This window comes from Mycolicibacterium wolinskyi, assembly GCF_002101965.1.
Taxonomy (GTDB): domain Bacteria; phylum Actinomycetota; class Actinomycetes; order Mycobacteriales; family Mycobacteriaceae; genus Mycobacterium; species Mycobacterium wolinskyi.
The window spans coordinates 402,715-419,258 of sequence record NZ_LQQA01000030.1 but is presented as its reverse complement, the minus strand read 5'-3'; the positions used below and the strand labels follow the sequence as shown (position 1 = coordinate 419,258).

The following is a 16,544-nucleotide window of genomic DNA, read 5'->3' as shown; positions in this document are numbered from 1 at the left end:
CAATTGCACGAGTATGACAGCCAGCCGCGAGCGTTTCCACAATTCTTACTGAACAGACAGAGTTCGTGACCGAGCTGTAGCGCAGTTGTGTGGTAATCGAGCAAACATTGACGTGATCGCTGTTGTATATAGGCATTCACCGCGGGCGGGTTCGCTTCCCTTCACTCACAACGACAATCGGCAGGCACACTGATCTCCGTGTCCGCCCGACGTGGTTGACCGGATCGGCGATGCCGCGAATGGCGAATGCCGACCGATGCGCCGCTGGCCGTAATCTGCCGATCACGCGGATGAACCAGGAGGGCGCTTGTTCAGGCTGATGTTCTACTCACCCCGGATCGCGCCGAACACCGGCAATGCGATCCGCATGGTGGCGGCCACTGGCTGCGAACTGCACCTCGTGCAGCCGCTCGGCTTCGACCTGTCCGAGCCGAAACTGCGCCGGGCCGGCCTCGACTATCACGATCTCGCGTCGGTGACCGTCCATGACGATCTACCCGCGGCCTGGCGGGCACTGATGCCGGCGCGGGTGTATGCCTTCACCGCACATGCGGCGGCGTCGTTCGCCGACATCGCCTACGAGCCGGGCGATGTGTTGATGTTCGGACCCGAACCCACCGGGCTCGACGACGAGACGCTGGCCGATCCGCACATCACCGCGCGCGTGCGGATCCCGATGCTGGCGGGCAGGCGGTCGTTGAACCTGTCCAACGCCGCCGCCGTCGCCGCGTACGAAGCATGGCGCCAGCACGGGTTCACCGGCGCCGTGTAGGAGTCAGCTCACCAGGTGTCCCAGTGCGCGAACTGCTCGGCGGGCAGCCGCTTGGCCTTCTTGAAGTCGGTGCCCTTGGTGTAGGCGATGGGGAACAACCCCGCCTGCGCGTACTGGTCGAACGGGATGCCGAGCACCTCGGCGGCCTGCTTCTCGCCGTCGCCGAGCAGATGCAGCGTCGTCCACGCCGAGCCGAGGCCGCGTGACCGCAACGCGAGCATGAAGCTCCACACCGCGGGCAGCAGCGAACCCCAATACGAAGCACTCATGCCGGCGGGGGCACCGTCCGGGCGGCCTTCCAGGCACGGCACCAACAGCACCGGCGCCTTCTCGAAGTTCTCGTTGAGATACTTGGCCGAACTCGTGACCGCATCGATCTGCTCGTCGCGGATGTCGCCCCGCTCGGGCTTGGGCAGGTCGAGATAAGGGTTGGCGTTGGTCCGGTAGATGTCGGCCAACGCCTTCTTCTTTGCGGGGTCCTCGACGAAAACCCATTGCCAGCCTTGCGCATTCGATCCGGTCGGCGCCTGTAGGGCCAGGTCGAGACACTCCATGAGCACCTCGCGCGACACCGGCTTTTCGAAGTCGAGTCGTTTGCGCACCGATCGGGTGGTGGTGAGAAGTTCGTCAACGGTCAAGTCGAGGGTCATGTCGCGAGACTACATTTCGCGACATGAGTACCGAGCTGACACCGGAAGTGTCCCAACGCCTGACATCCGACCACTACGGCTGGCTGACGACGGTCGCCAAATCCGGACAGCCGGTTCCCCGACTCGTGTGGTTCTACTTCGACGGCACCGACATCGTCGTGTACACGATGCCGGGAGCCGCCAAGGTTAGGCACATCACCGCGCAACCACGCGTGAGTCTCAACCTCGACTCCGACGGGAACGGCGCCGGGATCATCGCGATCGGCGGCACCGCGTCCGTCGACGCCACCGGCACCGATCCACGCGGAGACGAGGCCTATTGGGCCAAGTACTCCGCCGACGCCGAGACCTTCGGCCTGACCGAGGCGATGGCGGCTTACAACACACGCCTACGGATCAGCATCGACAAGGTGTGGACGACACCGACAGAAGCCTGAGCGCGGATCTGTTTGCTGCCCGGCCCGAAACCCGCTGCGGCGCAGGGTTTGCCGCTCAGCTCGCGTTCTCGGCGAGAAGTGCGTCATCCCAGTCGTTGACGTGGTTGTCCTCGTGCTGCCCGAACTCGACCACGGGAGCCACCTCGTCGGGGCCGTGGTCGGAACCGGGCAACCCACCGAGGGCGGCGATGGTGTCGCGGATCTTCGCAGCCTCATCGTCGGTCGGCGTGGCACCGGCCTCGAGTTCGTCCAGCAGGCCATCCCGCAGGCCGGCGCCGTTGGCAACTTCCTGAGCCGACAGCTTGGCGTGGATGCGCGTGACGTAGATCTGCTGCCCGAGAGACGAGCCAGGCGCCGCGGCGGCGTGCGCCATGAGTGCGTCGTAGCGTTGCCGAACTCCGCTGAGCGCCACGATGACCGCGGGCGAAGGGCGATTGCTGCTCGCTGCTTCCGTCAGCGCCGCACGCAACTTGCGCATGCCCGATAGCACGACGTCGGCGCGCTTGTGGAACTTCTTGTCCTCCGGGAACGGCAGTGCGTCGATCGCGGCCGAGTACATGTGCATCGCCGCCTCGGAGAGACTGACGATGACTGACGAATCACCTTCCAGCGAGGCGTTCTGTCCCATGGGCCCTCAATTCTCCAGGCAGTCAAATGCATTGACGTCTCAGGCGAGGACGCGGTCGAAGTAGCGCCGCTCACACCGAGCACGGGATGACATTAGCGGGTCGGGCGCGTCTCGTCATCGGTAGGGGCGAGGTGACCCCTGGTGCCGATCGACGCGGGTGGCCATAATCTGAACGCTGCACGGTGGGAGGCTCGGTCGATGGGAGGTCACATGACCGGCGTTACTGAATCGACAAGGGCCGCCGGACCTTCGGAGCTCGACGACGTGAGTGACCGAACGGAACCGATACCGATGGTGACACCCGACCGCGAACACCCGAGCACGCGCCGTCCGGCCGACGGCCTGCCCGGTATCGGTTGGTTGGTCTGCGGCGTCGTCGGCAGCGCTGCCATCGCGTGGTTCATTTTTCTGGGCCCTGGCGAACTCGGCAGCAAGTCGGAATGGTTCTTCGGCGCCGTCGTCTTCGTCGTCGTCATGGTGACGATGTGGCAGACCCTCAACATCGCCCGCCAGGCCCGGCAGAACGCCGCCGACGCGGCCGAACGTCTGCGCCGCGAGCTCGCGGCTGCCGACGAGCGATCCGCACTCGAACTCGCCCTGACCCAGAAATGGCACCGGGCCGAGATGGAATCTCAGCAGAAGCTGCACCGCGCCGAGTTGGCCGCGCAGCAGGAACTGGCCCGCGTCGAACGCGGCCATCTGCTGGAGCAGCTGCAGAAGCAGGCGATGATCGAGGTGTCGCGCAGCATCGGTGCCCACACGCGGATGTTGGCCACGCTGTGGAGCGAGGGCGCGCGATGCCTGCACCTCGACGACCGCGATGAGCGGGAGAAGGCGATGAACGTGATCTTCGAGCAGATCAGTCACGTCGTCACCGATGTCTCGGTCGAGCTCGACAACGCTCACCTGCTCAGCCAGGACGACCGCCTGCATCTCGCACTGGACCGGGTCAACGAAGCCGTTCTCATGGCGATCCAGGTCGCCGAGGACGTTCACGCCAGTGTGGTCGACGGCCGCAAGCCGAAGTCGAATCCGATTCCCGCCGTTCAGCGTCTGCTGCACGAGCGGGCCACGGAAGCCCGCCGCCTCGCGTGGTCGTTGCTGCGGACCGGGCTGGAGGACAGCAAGTTTCGCGCTGAGGATCCCCGCGCGACCGATTGACCCGAGTGCCGCGGTTGTTCGGCCACGCACCCATTCGGCATCTTCACCACTTCGGCTGCCGCATTCCATCACCGAGAGTGATAACAGTCAGCAGGTTTCGATGTTGGACGCCGACAAGTGTTCTCCCGCATTGTTGTTCACGTGCGCGGGACCACACATGATCCGTCGCATTTATCTAGGAGGTACTTGTGACAGGACTATCGAAAACGGCAACCATCGGGGGTCTTACGGCCATCGGTCTGGCGGTGGTGGGCGTGGGCGTGTGGCTTGCGATCGACGCACCAGATTCCCAGGCGTCCTCCGACCCGGTCACGCTGGTGCTGGACGTGAAGAACGATCACGTGGCGAAACATGATTTCGGCAAGCCCGGTATGGATGTCGGTGACATGGACATCTTTTCCGACATTCTCTCGGTGGACGGCAAACAGGTCGGATACGACGGCGGGGCCTGCTTCTTCACCAATGTCACACCCGACAAGCCGATGACCTACTGCGAACTGACCATCAACCTCGATGACGGACAGATCTTCGCTCGGAGCCTGACTCCTCATACGCTCGCGCCGTTCACCATGTCCATCACCGGCGGGACCGGCGAGTACGCCGATGCGCGAGGTGAACTCACCGTATCCGGTGTCGCGACTCCCAACGAGAAGTACGAGCTGAGACTGACGAAATGACACTGCGACAGCGTATTTCCCGCACACATGCGTCTTCGCAGACCTTGGAGCCCGCGGATAAATGATGGGTACGACGTTTTCCCGCCGGAACTTCCTCATCGGCGGCGGGCTCGCGGCGGCGGCGTTGACGGTCGGGCGGCCGTACGCGCGGGCGGACAGCGTGGCCGGTCTCCGTTCAGCTGTGCGTGGCCGTGTCCTGCTGGACGGCGACGCCGGCTTCGACGCCGCCCGGACACCGTGGAATCTGACGGTCGATCAGTCGGTGCGGGCCGTGGTCGACGTGGTCGACGCCGACGATGCCGCCGCGTTGGTGCGCTTCGCGCGGGATGCGAGCGTGCCCATCGCCGTTCAACCCAGCGGCCACGGTGCTTCCAACTTTCTGGACGGCACGATCCTTGTCCGGACCGCAGCCCTCGACGAGATCCACGTGGATACCGCGAACAGAATCGCCCGTGTGGGGCCCGGTGTCTCGTGGGGCAAGGTTCAGGCGCTTGCCGGCCCGGCCGGTCTGACCGGGATCGCAGGCAGCTCACCCGTCGTCGGCGTCACCGGCTACACGCTCGGCGGCGGTCTGAGCTGGTTCAGCCGCAAATACGGGTGGGCAGCCGACAGCGTCACCGCCTTCGAGGTCATCACCGCCGACGGCAACCGTTCGACCGTCACCGACCACGCAGACCCCGACCTGTTCTGGGCACTGCGTGGCGGTGGCGGCGACTACGCGTTCGTGACATCGGTCGAATTCGCCCTCAAACCAGCACCATCGCTCTACGGGGGCACCATGATCTGGCCCGCGAGCCAGGCCGCCGCGGTGATCTCGGCGTTTCGTGACATCACCGCGTCGGCGCCCGATGAGCTCACCGCATGGTGCAGTCTCACCCGCTTCCCCGGCGCGCCCGCCCTCGTCCGCATCGACACGACCTACCTCGGTCCGGCCGATGCGGGCGCCGCCCTGCTCGACCCACTCGATCGCATCGGTGGAGTCCTGTCGGACACCCGGCGCGCGTTGGCCGTCACCGATATCGGCACCATCGTCGAAGAACCCACAGAACCCGCCCCGTCGCGGCAACAGGGCGTCCTCGTCACCGAATTGCCCGACCGCTTTCTCGACACGCTGCTCACCGGTTCGATCGAACCACTGATGACCGTTCAGATCCGCCACCTGGGCGGCGCCTTGCAACGCCCCCGCGCCGTTCCTGCTGGGACTATCGATGCGCCGTACATAGTCAATTTCATTGGCGCCCAGCAAAACCCACAGATGGGTGCGGCCCTGACAACGCGCACCAGCGCCTACCTCGACACGCTGACAGGAGTGAACACGGGCAAAGTCCCGTTCAACTTCCTCACCCCCGAACAGGGCGCCGCCGACGCCTTCGACGAAGCCACACTCGCCCGGCTGCGAGAGGTCAAACGAGTCCGTGATCCTCGTGGGGTGTTTCGCAGCAACCACCCGGTGTGAGCTGAAACGCCACCGCGCTGATCGACGATCTCAGGTCGTGCGGCGTCGGTCGCGCTGCGAAACGGCCGTCGCGAGTTGCCCTTCGATACCGTCGATCAGCGCGGTGAGACCGAACTCGAATTCCACGTCCGGGCCGGCGGCTTCCAGCCGCGCGAGCAATCCCGGGAGCCCCTCAGCACTCTCGTCGATGTCCCCCGGCTTCTCGCTCTCGGCTTGCTGCTCGAGGACCGCACCGACGGTATAGCGGCTTATCGCGATGAGCGAATACGCCGCGGCCTCGGCCGAGAACCCCGCCTCGGTGAGAAACTGGATCTGCCGCTCCGGATGCTCCACTGCCGCGGCCGTCGGGCGCGTGCCGGCATGCAGTCGTGCGCCGTCCCGCACGCTCAGCAGTGCGCGACGAAAGCTTCGCGCATTGCTGAACAGAAACTCGCGCCAACCCTCACCTGCCTTCGGCAGCGGCCGAGTGTGATAGCGGTCGACCATCTCCTGGGCGAGGGCCTCAAGCAGTGCCTTCTTGGTTGGGAAATGCCAGTACAGCGCGGGCTGTTTGACGTCAAGCACGGCAGCGAGCCGGTGCGTGCTCAGGCCGTCGAGACCGACCTCGTTGATCAACGCGAACGCCGCATCAATGATCCGTTGCCGATCCAGACGCACGGGCTCTCCCATCAAGTCTCAATATCGCTTTGACAGCTTATCACCGATCAATTTATCGTCGATAAAGTGACTCCCCGGTTTGTTCGCGACGCCACGCTGGCCGTCGTGATGGTTGTTGCGACGCTGGACGCGATAGGCCTTGGACTGGTGATGCCAGTTCTGCCGGCATTACTGCGCCTGCACGTCGCGCCGTCGGCGGTGGCGGTCCAAATCGGTGTCCTGGTCGCGATATACGCCGCGATGCAGCTGGTGTTCGCACCCATACTCGGCTGGTTGTCCGATCGGTTCGGACGTCGACCGGTCCTGCTGGCTTCCCTGGCAGGGGCCTGCATCGACTACCTCGCCATGGCCACAGTTCCCACGCTGTGGATGCTCTACGTCGGACGGGCGATCGCAGGTTTGACCGCGGCAACAACTGCTGTCGTCGGTTCGGTGGTGGCCGACATCTCAGAAGGTGACCAGCGGGCGGGCCGCTACGGCCTGATGGGTGCATGCTACGGCGGTGGCATGATCGCCGGACCGGCGATCGGCGGCGTCCTCGGCTCGGTGTCGCCGCATCTACCCTTTCACATGGCGGCGGCGCTGAGCTCGTTCGGCCTGACCGTCGCCGTTTTCGCACTCCGCGAAACTCGAACCACGGACGCACATTTGGCGATCCCGGCCGGCACACCGGCACCTGGATGGCGGATGCCGCGGTCACCCAGCGGAGCGGTCTTGCCTTCGCTGTTGTTCGTGTATTTCATCATGCAGTTCGTCGGCCAGGCTCCAGCGACGATGTGGGCGGTGTTCACCGAGCATCGATTCGACTGGACGCCCACTCACGTCGGGCTTTCACTAACCGCGTTCGGCGCCATTCACGCGCTTGCTCAGGCATCGCTGGCCGGCCCGCTGTCGACTCGCCTCGGTAGCAATCACGCCGTCGTGGTGGGTATTTCACTCGACGCCATCGGCCTGCTCGCCCTGTCGGCTGCAGGGCAGGGTTGGATGATCCTGCCAATCTCTCTGCTGCTGGCGCTCGGCGGCGTCGGCATGCCGGCGTTGCAAACACTGTTGACAAACCAGGTCGATGATCGGCATCAGGGACGGCTCCAGGGGGCCATGGCCAGCTTGACCAGCTTGACCGGAATTGTGGGCCCGCTGTTGTTCACTTCCCTCTACGCGGCAACCGCACAGAGGTGGGACGGATGGGTGTGGATAGGCGGGGCCGCAAGCTACTTGCTGTGCATCCCGGCATTGCGAATCGCCTTTACTCGGCGCCCACTCACGATAGGTCGTTGAGATGTCAGCACATTTCGTCCAGGCCCGTCAGCCGCGTTCTGGTGGCGTTGGTGATCCGTATCTGCCGGCAGACATTGAGCCCGAAGCCGGACCAGCTGGCTCCCCGTCATGCGGCAAGAGTGTGTTGAGGGCGCAGAAGTGACCGGCGAACGTTCCGTGTCCACGGTCGCCCTTACCGGCTTGGGACCGGCGATCTGGGGAACGACCTATCTTGTCACCACCGAGTTTCTGCCACCCGATCGGCCGTTGCTGGCGGCCACGGTGCGGGCCCTGCCCGCGGGGATTGTTCTGCTTGCGATCGGCCGAACCCTCCCCCGCGGCATTTGGTGGTGGCGGGCAATGGTTCTCGGCGTTCTCAACATTGGCGCATTCTTCTACTTGCTGTTCCTTGCGGCGTATCACCTGCCAGGCGGGATGGCCGCGCTGGTGATGTCGACGCAACCGATGTTCGTGTTGATGCTCGGCGCAGTTGTACTCAAGGACAGGATCCGACCGGTGCACATCGCCACGTGCGTGCTCGGAGTCGTCGGCGTGGCGCTTCTCGTGCTCGGTCCGAGCGCCGCCCTGGACACCATCGGTGTATTGGCCGGCGTTATCGGGGCCATGTGTATGGCCGTCGGCATCGTGCTGACCAAGCGTTGGGGCCGGCCGTCCGATGTCACGTTGTTGTCGTTCACCGGCTGGCAGCTCGTTTTCGGCGGGATCGTGCTGCTGCCAATCACATTGGTGAGCGAAACCCTTCCCGAACTGACCTGGGGGAACACAGTCGCGTTCCTCTACCTGAGTGTCATTGGCGCTGTCGTCGCCTACGCGTTGTGGTTTCGCGGAATATCCCGCTTGCCCGCCTTCGTGGTCTCGCTGCTGTCCTTGATTTCTCCACTGTGTGCAACGGTGCTGGGTTACGTGTTCCTGGGCGAATCGCTGCAGCCACTTCAGTTGATGGGCGCGGCGGTCCTCATCGCGGCGATTGTCCTTGCCCAGTTGTGACAGCCGCCGCCACTACACCGCGCCGAGCACGATGGCGCCCAGATTTGTGAACACTTCACTCCCCGACGTCACCGGAAGTCACGAGACCGCGAACCCACCCGCAACTTCAGTGGTTCCATCCGGTCGGCGACGACGGTGACCGCACCGGTGGCGTTCTGCACGATGCCGCGGACCAGCAGGGCTGATGCCGTCTGGGCCAGCTTGCGGTGCCGGGCCCACACGCCCGGCGCACACAGGACGTTGACCATGCCGGTCTCGTCTTCCAGGTTCACGAACGTCACGCCCTGCGCGGTCGCAGGCCGCTGCCGGTGAGTTACCGCCCCGGCGATCAGGATTCGGGTGCCGTCTGCAACCTCCAGCAACTTGTCTGCGGGTATCACGCCCAACGCGTCGAGGTCGGCGCGCAGGAACTCGGTGGGATAGCTGTCCGGGGAGATGCCGGTGGCCCACACGTCGGATGCGGCCAGTTCCAGCGCACTCATGCCGGGCAACGACGGGATGTGCGATGACGACCCAACTCCCGGCAGCCGGTCCGGCCGTTGGGTGGCGGCCGCACCCGCCGCCCACAGTGCCTCCCGGCGGGTGATCCCGAAACACCCCAGCGCACCCGCGGTGGCCAGCGCCTCGGTCTGCGGGACGGACAGCTGCACCCGGCCGGTCAGATCGAGCAGGGTTGCGAACGGCCCGTTGGCATTTCGTTCGTCGACCATGCGCTGCGCGAGGTCGTCGCCGATGTGGCGGACACTGCCGAGCCCGAGCCGCACGTCCATGCCGCGGTTCTCCAGGGTGGCATAGGCCAGGCTGGCGTTGACGTCGGGTCCGTGCACCGTCACGCCGTGCCGGCGCGCGTCGGCGACCAGTGACTGCGGCGAGTAGAACCCCATCGGCTGGGCGCGCAGCAGCGCGGCACAGAATGCCGCGGGGTGGTGCAGCTTGAACCACGACGAGTAGAACACCAGTGACGCGAAGCTCAGCGAATGGCTTTCCGGGAAACCGAAATTGGCGAAGGCTTCCAGCTTCTCATAGATCCGGTCGGCCACCTCACCGGTGATGCCGTGCCGGTCGCGCATGCCGTCGTAGAACCGGCCGCGCAACCGGCGCATCTTCTGGGTCGAGCGTTTGGAGCCCATCGCCCGGCGCAGCTGATCGGCTTCGGCCGCGGTGAAGCCCGCGCAGTCGACGGCCAGCTGCATGAGCTGCTCCTGGAACAGCGGCACGCCGAGCGTCTTCTTCAGTGCGGGCTCCATCGACGGATGCTCGTAGGTGACGCGCTCCAAACCATTGCGGCGCTTGATGTAGGGGTGCACCGAACCACCCTGGATTGGCCCTGGCCGGATGAGCGCCACCTCGACCACCAGGTCGTAGAACTCGCGGGGTTTGAGCCTCGGCAGGGTGGCCATCTGCGCGCGGGACTCCACCTGGAACACCCCGACCGAGTCGGCCTTCTGCAGCATCTCGTAGACCGCTGCTTCGGACAGGTCCAGTTTGGCCAGGTCGACTTTGATGCCCTTGTGTTCGTCGAGCAGGTCGATGGCGTAGTGCAGCGCCGAGAGCATGCCGAGCCCCAGCAGGTCGAACTTCACCAAACCGATTGCCGCACAGTCATCTTTGTCCCACTGCAGCACACTGCGGTTTTCCATCCGCGCCCACTCCACCGGGCACACGTCGGCGATGGGGCGGTCACAGATCACCATGCCGCCCGAGTGGATGCCCATGTGGCGGGGCAGGTTGGCGATCTGGGTGGCGAGGTCGATCACCGGCTCGGGGATCTCGGCCACGTCCGGCGAATCGGGAAGCCCGTTCCACCGGCTGAGCTGTTTGCTCCAGGCGTCCTGCTGCCCCTGGGAGAATCCCAGCGCGCGGGCCATGTCGCGGACCGCGCTGCGGCCGCGATAGGTGATGACGTTGGCCACCTGGGCCGCGTAGTCCCGGCCGTAACGCTCGTAGACGTACTGGATGACGTTCTCGCGCAAGTCCGATTCGATGTCGATGTCGATGTCGGGCGGCCCGTCGCGAGCCGGGGACAAGAACCGCTCGAACAACAGCTCGTTGGCGATCGGATCGACGTTGGTGACCTTGAGTGCGTAACAGACCGCCGAGTTGGCGGCCGATCCTCTGCCCTGGCACAGGATGTGGTTGTCCCGGCAGAACCGCGTGATGTCGTGCACCACCAGGAAGTAGCCGGGAAATTCCAGTTGTTCGATGATCCGCAGCTCGTGCTCGATCTGCGCGTACGCCTTGGGGGCCTGCTCGGGCGACCCATAGCGATCAGCCGCCCCGGTCATGACGAGATGGCGCAGCCAGCTGTCCTCGGTGTGTCCGGCGGGCACGTCGAACGGCGGCAGCTGTGGAGCGATGAGGGCGAGCCCGAACGCGCACTGCTCGCCGAGATCGGCAGCGGCCGAGACGATGTCGGGGCCGAACAGCTGGGCCATCTCCTCCCCCGACCGCAGGTGTGCGCCACCGAGCGGCGCCAGCCAGCCCGCCGCGGAATCCATCGAATTCCTGGCCCGGATCGCGGCCATGGCCATGGCCAGCCGGCCCCGATCGGGGGCCGCGAAGTGCGCGCCGGTGGTGGCGACGACATCGAGGCCGAAGCGGGGCGCGAGTTCGGCCAGCGCGGCGTTGCGTTCGTCGTCACAGGGCTGGCCGTGGTGGGTGAGTTCGATGCTGACCCGGTCCGCTCCGAACCGGTCGACCAGATCGGCCAGTGCCTTGCTCGCCGCTTCCGGTCCACCTTGCGAAAGCGCTTGACGGACATGCCCTTTGCGGCATCCGGTGAGGATGTGCCAGTGCCCGCCGGCGGCCTCGGTCAACGCGTCGAAATCGTAGCGGGGCTTGCCTTTTTCACCCCCGGCCAGATGCGCCTTGGCGATTTCGCGCGACAGCCGACGGTACCCTTCCGGACCGCGGGCCAGCACCAGCAGGTGCGGCCCGGGCGGATCGGGATGTTCGGTGCGCGCGACATTGCCCAGCGACAGCTCGGCGCCGAACACCGTGGCCACGTCGAGTTCCCTGGCCGCCTCGGCGAACCGCACCACGCCGTAGAGCCCGTCATGATCGGTCAGTGCAATGGCCCGCAGGTTGAGCCGGGCCGCCTCCTCGACGAGCTCCTCCGGCGTGCTGGCCCCGTCGAGGAAGCTGTAGGCCGAATGCGCGTGCAGTTCGGCGTAAGGGATCGCCGATGCCGGCGGACGAAACCGCTCGGGCGGCTCATAGGCACCCCGTTTACGCGACCAGGCCGGGCTGTCTCCGCCGTCACCGGCTTGGTCTTCCAGCGGCAGGCCGGAGCGACGCGGCTTGCCGGTAAGCACGCGCTCCATCTCGGTCCAGCTCGGCGGCCCGTTGTGCCAACCCACCACACCAGTGTATCGAACACATGTTCGACACGGCCATTGACGCGGAATTCAAGTAGTCGACTACGCGCGATCTTGAGCATCGGACTTCCTACCGTCAGCCTATCCGGATTGCCCGGTGACCAGCGAGAAAGGACATCATCATGGCCGAATTGAATCCCCAGCCCCTGCCGCCGCGCGACCGGATCCGGATCAGCGCCCCCGACTCGGTGCTGTTCGATCTCAAGAAGTTCCAGAAAGCGCAGGCCGAGGTGCTCGGCAAGGCCGGCTGCCCCGGCTGTCACTCCGGGCTGGACCTGCAGTGGCAGACGTTCGCCGACTTCGTCGTCGACGAAGAAGGCTTCGCCGCGCCCAACATGGGATGACGCTGCCATGTCCCGGCCCGGCCTCGGCGTCGGCGTCATCGCCACCACCGGGCTTGATCTGGTGTGGGACGACATCGCCCACCTGATCGACGTGGTCGAGGTCGAGCCGCAGACCATGTGGCACCCACGTGACGGAAACGGCTGGGACGTCAATGAACCCGCCTTCAAATGGGTCGAAAGCCGGGGCCGCCCCACGCTCGTGCACGGCGTGGGTTTTCCCGTCGGCGGCTGCGAAGCACCCGATCCGCAGGGTCTCGCGCTGACCGCCGCGTGCGCGAAACGTCTCGGCGCCCCGCACTGGAGCGAGCACCTGTCGTTCAACCGCGTCCGGCACGCCGGCCGCGATCTCGACGCCGGCTTTCTGCTGCCGCCGGCCCAAACCTCGGCCGGGATCGACGCTGCGGTCGAGCACATCCGCGGCTACCAAAGCTGTTCAGAACGACCATTTCTCATCGAGACCGGGGTGAACTATCTACGCCCGCGGCCCGGTGAGATACCCGACGGGGTGTTCATCGCCCAGATCGCGGAACGCGCCGACTGCGGCATCCTGCTCGACCTGCACAACCTGCTGACCAACCAGCGCAACGGCCGCCAAACCGTCGACGAGGTGCTCGCCGCCCTGCCGCTCGATCGCGTGCTGGAGATCCACGTCGCCGGCGGCGTCGAACTCGACGGCTACTACCTCGACGCTCACATCGGCGGCCCCGATCTCGAATTGCTGACGATACTCAGCCACGTTGTCGGGCAACTGCCGCAGCTGCGGGCAGTGGTGTTCGAGGCGGTCCCCTCCTCGATGGTCATGCTCGGCGCCGCCGGCCTGAGAGCTGTCCTCGAAGCGCTGCACCGCGCCTGCGCGGGCACCGTCGAGTCACCGCCGTACCGACGTGTCCGACAGCCGTATGCTCACAATGGATTCCGCGATACCCACGGCCTCGCCGCAACCCGGGATTGGGAGCGGCGCCTGGCGGCCTACACGGCCCGCGCCGCGGCCGACCCGCCCACCGATGATCCCGGTATGCGACTGTTGCGGAGTTTGGCCGACCGGGCCCGGCTCGGACAGCTCACGCTGGCCTGCCCGGACCTGCTGCGGGCGCTCATCACAACACACGGCATGGCCGACGCCGAAAAGCTGCTGGAGTCCTACCTCGATGTGTCGTCGCCGCAGCGTTGGGCGATCGATGAAGGACGACAGTTCGCCGACTGGCTCGAGTCGGCTCAGCCGGGCACGTCCATGCGTTGGGTGCCGAGAACTGCCAACAGCCGCATGGCTTCCTCGGACGGCGAGCCCGGCTCCGGGGTATAGATCACGACTCTCTGGTCCCGATCGGCGATGTCGAGCACATCGCAGTTGACCGCCACCGGGCCGACCACGGGATGTGCGAACGTCTTACACAGAGCGGGCTGGGCGATCACGTCGTGGGCGTCCCACAGCTGCCTGAATTCCTCGCTGCCCGCCCGCAATTCGGCGATGAGCTCAGCAGTCTCGGGGTCGTCCGGATAGCGGGCCGCAGTGGCCCGCAGGTGCTGGGTGCACGTTCGGCCGAACTCGTCGGCGTCGGATACGCCGTACAGCCGCCGCCCGCCCGGCGGCCGCGGTCCGAGAAACGCGCGTCGCACGAGATTGCGATCGCGGCGCGACAGTGCCGAGAAGTCCTCCATGAGCGCACACGCGAGGTCGTTCCAGGCGATCACCTCATAGGTGGCGGACAGCACGATCGCCGCGGCCTGCGGCAGACGCTGCAACAGGTCGAGGATGCTCTGCCGGACGGCGCGCGGTGGACCAAGCGGCGCCTCGGGCTCGACACCGGCCAGCACATAGAGGTGAGCACGTTCGGCATCGGACAATCTGAGCGCGCGCGTCAGTCCTGCGAGCACTTCCCGCGATGGATGCGGGGCACGGGCCTGCTCCAGGCGCGTGTAGTACTCGGTGGAGATGAACGCGAGGTGCGCGACCTCGTCGCGGCGCAGACCCGGGGTGCGACGCCGAGCACCGACCGGCAACCCGACATCGGTGGGACTGATCCGCTCGCGCCTGCTGCGCAGAAACGCCCCGAATTCACGCTTGTCCACGCCTTCCATTGTCCGGGGCGCCGCGGCGGTAGCCAGGTATCGGTAATACCTGGATCCGCTGCGCGACCGCCCGCACGCTCGATTCCATGACTCAAACGACACATATCGGCATGCTCACCGGCAAGATCGCGTTCGTCTCCGGCGCGGGACGAGGCATCGGCGCGGCGGCGGCCCGCCTGTTCGCGCGTGAGGGTGCGACCGTGCTGCTCGCCGCCCGGACCGAGCGTGAGCTCAAGACGGTCACCGACGAGATTCGCGAGGCCGGCGGCACGGCGGACTACGTGGTGTGCGACCTGGCCGACGGGGCCAGCGTGCGGGGCGCGGTCCAGCGCACCGTCGAGTTGTGGGGCCGGCTCGACATCGCCTTCAACAACGGTGCGACGATCCAGCCACCGGGACCGCTCGACGAGGTGGCCGAGGCCGACTTCGATCACGTCTACGCAGTCAACCTCAAAGGCGTGTGGCAGGCCATGGCCGCCGAGATCGCCGCGATCCGCGCCACCGCCAAGACCGGTGCGATCGTCAACACTTCAAGCGTCGGCAGTTTGCACAGCAACCCCGAACTGCCGGCGTACGGAGCGATGAAGAGGGCCGTCAACAGCCTCACCGAATCCGCCGCCGCGACATACGGATCCGAGGGCATCCGGGTCAACGCCATCGCGCCAGGGCCCACCCTCACCGAGATGATCCAGCAGTGGGAAGACGTGAGCCCCGGCGTCATCGAGCGGATCGTCGCAGAAACCCCGCTGGGCCGTGCTGCCCGGCCCGACGAGGTCGCCGAGGCCGCGGCATGGCTGCTGAGTGACCGGGCCTCGTACGTCACCGGGGTGACGCTGCGCGTCGACGGCGGCACCTGGGTGTGACGCCCTCGCGCTGCCGGATCCTCGCCTACCCCCTACGATGCCTCTGGGCTGGGGATCGGCTGTGAAAGGACGGCGATGACGTCAACGAAGTACATCGGCTACGTCGGCGGTGTTGCGGTAGCGGTGGGTGTCGGGGCGGCCATCGCCGCGGCGGGGCAGGGCACCGCGCATGCGGAGTCCACCGACAGCGGCTCGAAGGACACCACCTCCAGCAGCAGCTCCAAACCCAACACAGGGCCCAAGAAGCCGGCCGCCAACGCGGGTGCCAAGACTGATTCAAAGTCTGATTCGGAATCGGATTCGAAGTCCGATTCGAAGCCCGACCGCCCCAAGCCGCTGTCGAAGCTCAACGACAACCTCGAGAAGGCCGGCGAGAAGCTCAACGAGCAGGTCACCAAGACCGTCAGCACGGTGTCGAAGACGATCTCCGACTCACTGGCGAAACCGGCGACCAAGCCCGCAACCAAGCCTGCCGCCAAGCCGAGCGCCGAGGAATTCGAGGCCGAGCAGGTCGCGAAGCTCAAGAACCTGTTCACACCCAAGCAGGCCGCCGCTCCCAAGCCGGACACCTCAGTTGAGACCGAACCGGTTGCCGAACCGACGAGTTCGACGGTGGTCAGCTCGCCGAAGGTGGCCGCTGCCGTCGAGACACAGGCCGACACCGCCGCCGATACGCCGTGGAGCCCCAACCCGTTCCGGCCGGATGATCCGGAGCCGACCGATATCCCGGACGAGATCATGGAGCTTCGAAACGCGTTGATGAACCTCACGCCCGAAGCGCTCGACGCATTCGATCCGTTCATTCGCGAAGCGACCGAGCAGATCTACCGCGGCAGCCAGATCGTGCCGTGGGTCAACGCCGTCATTCCGATCAGCAAGATCCTGCCCGCCCTGGCGCCCGGCCTGGGCAGTGGACCGGAAGGTGACCGTGCCCGCCAGCTCATCATCAACGAGCTGATCAAGACGACGCCGATCGGATCGTTCGCGTACTACGGCTACGACATCGCCGCCGACCTGCTGAACCTGGAAGATCCGGCCGCCGTTCTCAAGGATCAGGCAGTCGCGACGGTGTGGGACATTCTCGATCCATTCGAGCTTGCCCACGTCAAGGGCGAGTCCGGCATCGGTAACGCCGCCGGCAGCTGAGCGCCCTTTGCGCACAACCAGGCTCCGCTGACGCCGTAGAT

General features: G+C 66.0%; 16 protein-coding genes. 11 read left to right on the top strand and 5 right to left on the bottom strand.

All coding sequences use genetic code 11. The features are described from left to right. Positions 1-307: 307 nt before the first annotated feature. A complete protein-coding gene (locus tag AWC31_RS25700; RefSeq protein WP_085146765.1) occupies positions 308-772 on the top strand; it encodes a tRNA (cytidine(34)-2'-O)-methyltransferase in 465 nt (154 codons plus the stop codon). 8 nt (positions 773-780) lie between these two features. Here AWC31_RS25700 and AWC31_RS25695 read toward each other — a convergent pair whose 3' ends face one another. After that, positions 781-1,422, bottom strand: a complete 642-nt coding sequence (locus AWC31_RS25695) for a nitroreductase family protein (protein WP_067842902.1) — start codon at positions 1,420-1,422, stop codon at positions 781-783. A 23-nt stretch (positions 1,423-1,445) separates the two neighbouring features. On the opposite strand from AWC31_RS25695, the gene AWC31_RS25690 reads away from it, so the two are divergent. Further along, entirely contained in the window at positions 1,446-1,859 is a 414-nt protein-coding gene (locus tag AWC31_RS25690) for a TIGR03667 family PPOX class F420-dependent oxidoreductase (RefSeq protein WP_085146763.1), read from the top strand. Positions 1,860-1,914: 55 nt separating this feature from the next. Here the strand turns inward: AWC31_RS25690 and AWC31_RS25685 are convergent, their stop codons facing one another. Beyond that, positions 1,915-2,487: a forkhead-associated protein gene (locus AWC31_RS25685; protein WP_067842899.1), complete on the bottom strand. Its 573-nt coding sequence runs from the start codon at positions 2,485-2,487 to the stop codon at positions 1,915-1,917. Between the two features lie 264 nt (positions 2,488-2,751). On the opposite strand from AWC31_RS25685, the gene AWC31_RS25680 reads away from it, so the two are divergent. The 3 genes from AWC31_RS25680 (at position 2,752) to AWC31_RS25670 (ending at position 5,781) form a co-directional block, all read left to right on the top strand. Further along, positions 2,752-3,648, top strand: coding sequence for a hypothetical protein (locus tag AWC31_RS25680; RefSeq protein WP_234816993.1), 897 nt, complete (start codon positions 2,752-2,754; stop codon positions 3,646-3,648). Between the two features lie 188 nt (positions 3,649-3,836). Beyond that, positions 3,837-4,325, top strand: coding sequence for an allene oxide cyclase barrel-like domain-containing protein (locus AWC31_RS25675; RefSeq protein ID WP_133060225.1), 489 nt, complete (start codon positions 3,837-3,839; stop codon positions 4,323-4,325). 64 nt (positions 4,326-4,389) lie between these two features. Next, a complete protein-coding gene (locus tag AWC31_RS25670) occupies positions 4,390-5,781 on the top strand; it encodes an FAD-binding oxidoreductase (RefSeq protein WP_085147311.1) in 1,392 nt (463 codons plus the stop codon). A gap of 30 nt (positions 5,782-5,811) precedes the next feature. Here the strand turns inward: AWC31_RS25670 and AWC31_RS25665 are convergent, their stop codons facing one another. Beyond that, a complete protein-coding gene (locus AWC31_RS25665) occupies positions 5,812-6,450 on the bottom strand; it encodes a TetR/AcrR family transcriptional regulator C-terminal domain-containing protein (RefSeq protein WP_085146757.1) in 639 nt (212 codons plus the stop codon). Positions 6,451-6,543: 93 nt separating this feature from the next. On the opposite strand from AWC31_RS25665, the gene tet reads away from it, so the two are divergent. Next, positions 6,544-7,716 (top strand): Tet(A)/Tet(B)/Tet(C) family tetracycline efflux MFS transporter, encoded by a 1,173-nt coding sequence (gene tet, locus AWC31_RS25660; protein WP_264051912.1) that lies wholly within the window; start codon positions 6,544-6,546, stop codon positions 7,714-7,716. Between the two features lie 138 nt (positions 7,717-7,854). Beyond that, on the top strand, positions 7,855-8,703 hold the full coding sequence (locus AWC31_RS25655; RefSeq protein WP_085146755.1) for an EamA family transporter: 849 nt from the start codon (positions 7,855-7,857) through the stop codon (positions 8,701-8,703). Positions 8,704-8,771: 68 nt separating this feature from the next. On the opposite strand, the gene AWC31_RS25650 is transcribed toward AWC31_RS25655, so the two are convergent. Continuing rightward, complete coding sequence (locus AWC31_RS25650) at positions 8,772-12,062, bottom strand: error-prone DNA polymerase (protein WP_085146753.1); 3,291 nt, start codon at positions 12,060-12,062, stop codon at positions 8,772-8,774. Between the two features lie 140 nt (positions 12,063-12,202). Here AWC31_RS25650 and AWC31_RS25645 point away from each other — a divergent pair, with 140 nt between their 5' ends. Together AWC31_RS25645 and AWC31_RS25640 are read left to right on the top strand one after the other, a co-directional pair. Then, the gene (locus tag AWC31_RS25645; RefSeq protein WP_067842796.1) at positions 12,203-12,424 is read left to right on the top strand and encodes a hypothetical protein; all 222 of its coding nucleotides are present in this window, start codon (positions 12,203-12,205) and stop codon (positions 12,422-12,424) included. Between the two features lie 7 nt (positions 12,425-12,431). Then, a complete protein-coding gene (locus tag AWC31_RS25640; RefSeq protein WP_085146752.1) occupies positions 12,432-13,727 on the top strand; it encodes an MbnB/TglH/ChrH family RiPP precursor modification enzyme in 1,296 nt (431 codons plus the stop codon). On the opposite strand, the gene AWC31_RS25635 is transcribed toward AWC31_RS25640, so the two are convergent. Beyond that, complete coding sequence (locus AWC31_RS25635) at positions 13,640-14,503, bottom strand: helix-turn-helix transcriptional regulator (RefSeq protein WP_234790676.1); 864 nt, start codon at positions 14,501-14,503, stop codon at positions 13,640-13,642. The two genes, AWC31_RS25640 and AWC31_RS25635, sit on opposite strands and share 88 nt — an antisense overlap. A 77-nt stretch (positions 14,504-14,580) precedes the next feature. Here AWC31_RS25635 and AWC31_RS25630 point away from each other — a divergent pair, with 77 nt between their 5' ends. Both AWC31_RS25630 and AWC31_RS25625 read left to right on the top strand, forming a co-directional pair. Beyond that, the gene (locus tag AWC31_RS25630; RefSeq protein WP_085146750.1) at positions 14,581-15,357 is read left to right on the top strand and encodes an SDR family NAD(P)-dependent oxidoreductase; all 777 of its coding nucleotides are present in this window, start codon (positions 14,581-14,583) and stop codon (positions 15,355-15,357) included. 75 nt (positions 15,358-15,432) lie between these two features. Beyond that, positions 15,433-16,503: a hypothetical protein gene (locus AWC31_RS25625; RefSeq protein ID WP_085146748.1), complete on the top strand. Its 1,071-nt coding sequence runs from the start codon at positions 15,433-15,435 to the stop codon at positions 16,501-16,503. Positions 16,504-16,544 lie beyond the last annotated feature (41 nt).

Excerpts from the sequence above, each read along its gene's own strand:
- AWC31_RS25645 (WP_067842796.1), top strand. The coding sequence starts at position 12,203 with ATGGCCGAATTGAATCCCCAGCCCCTGCCGCCGCGCGACCGGATCCGG.
- AWC31_RS25690 (WP_085146763.1), top strand. The coding sequence starts at position 1,446 with ATGAGTACCGAGCTGACACCGGAAGTGTCCCAACGCCTGACATCCGAC.
- AWC31_RS25630 (WP_085146750.1), top strand. The coding sequence starts at position 14,581 with ATGACTCAAACGACACATATCGGCATGCTCACCGGCAAGATCGCGTTC.
- AWC31_RS25670 (WP_085147311.1), top strand. The coding sequence starts at position 4,390 with ATGGGTACGACGTTTTCCCGCCGGAACTTCCTCATCGGCGGCGGGCTC.
- AWC31_RS25695 (WP_067842902.1), bottom strand. The coding sequence starts at position 1,422 with ATGACCCTCGACTTGACCGTTGACGAACTTCTCACCACCACCCGATCG.
- AWC31_RS25665 (WP_085146757.1), bottom strand. The coding sequence starts at position 6,450 with ATGGGAGAGCCCGTGCGTCTGGATCGGCAACGGATCATTGATGCGGCG.
- AWC31_RS25640 (WP_085146752.1), top strand. The coding sequence starts at position 12,432 with ATGTCCCGGCCCGGCCTCGGCGTCGGCGTCATCGCCACCACCGGGCTT.
- AWC31_RS25635 (WP_234790676.1), bottom strand. The coding sequence starts at position 14,503 with ATGGAAGGCGTGGACAAGCGTGAATTCGGGGCGTTTCTGCGCAGCAGG.
- AWC31_RS25625 (WP_085146748.1), top strand. The coding sequence starts at position 15,433 with ATGACGTCAACGAAGTACATCGGCTACGTCGGCGGTGTTGCGGTAGCG.
- AWC31_RS25685 (WP_067842899.1), bottom strand. The coding sequence starts at position 2,487 with ATGGGACAGAACGCCTCGCTGGAAGGTGATTCGTCAGTCATCGTCAGT.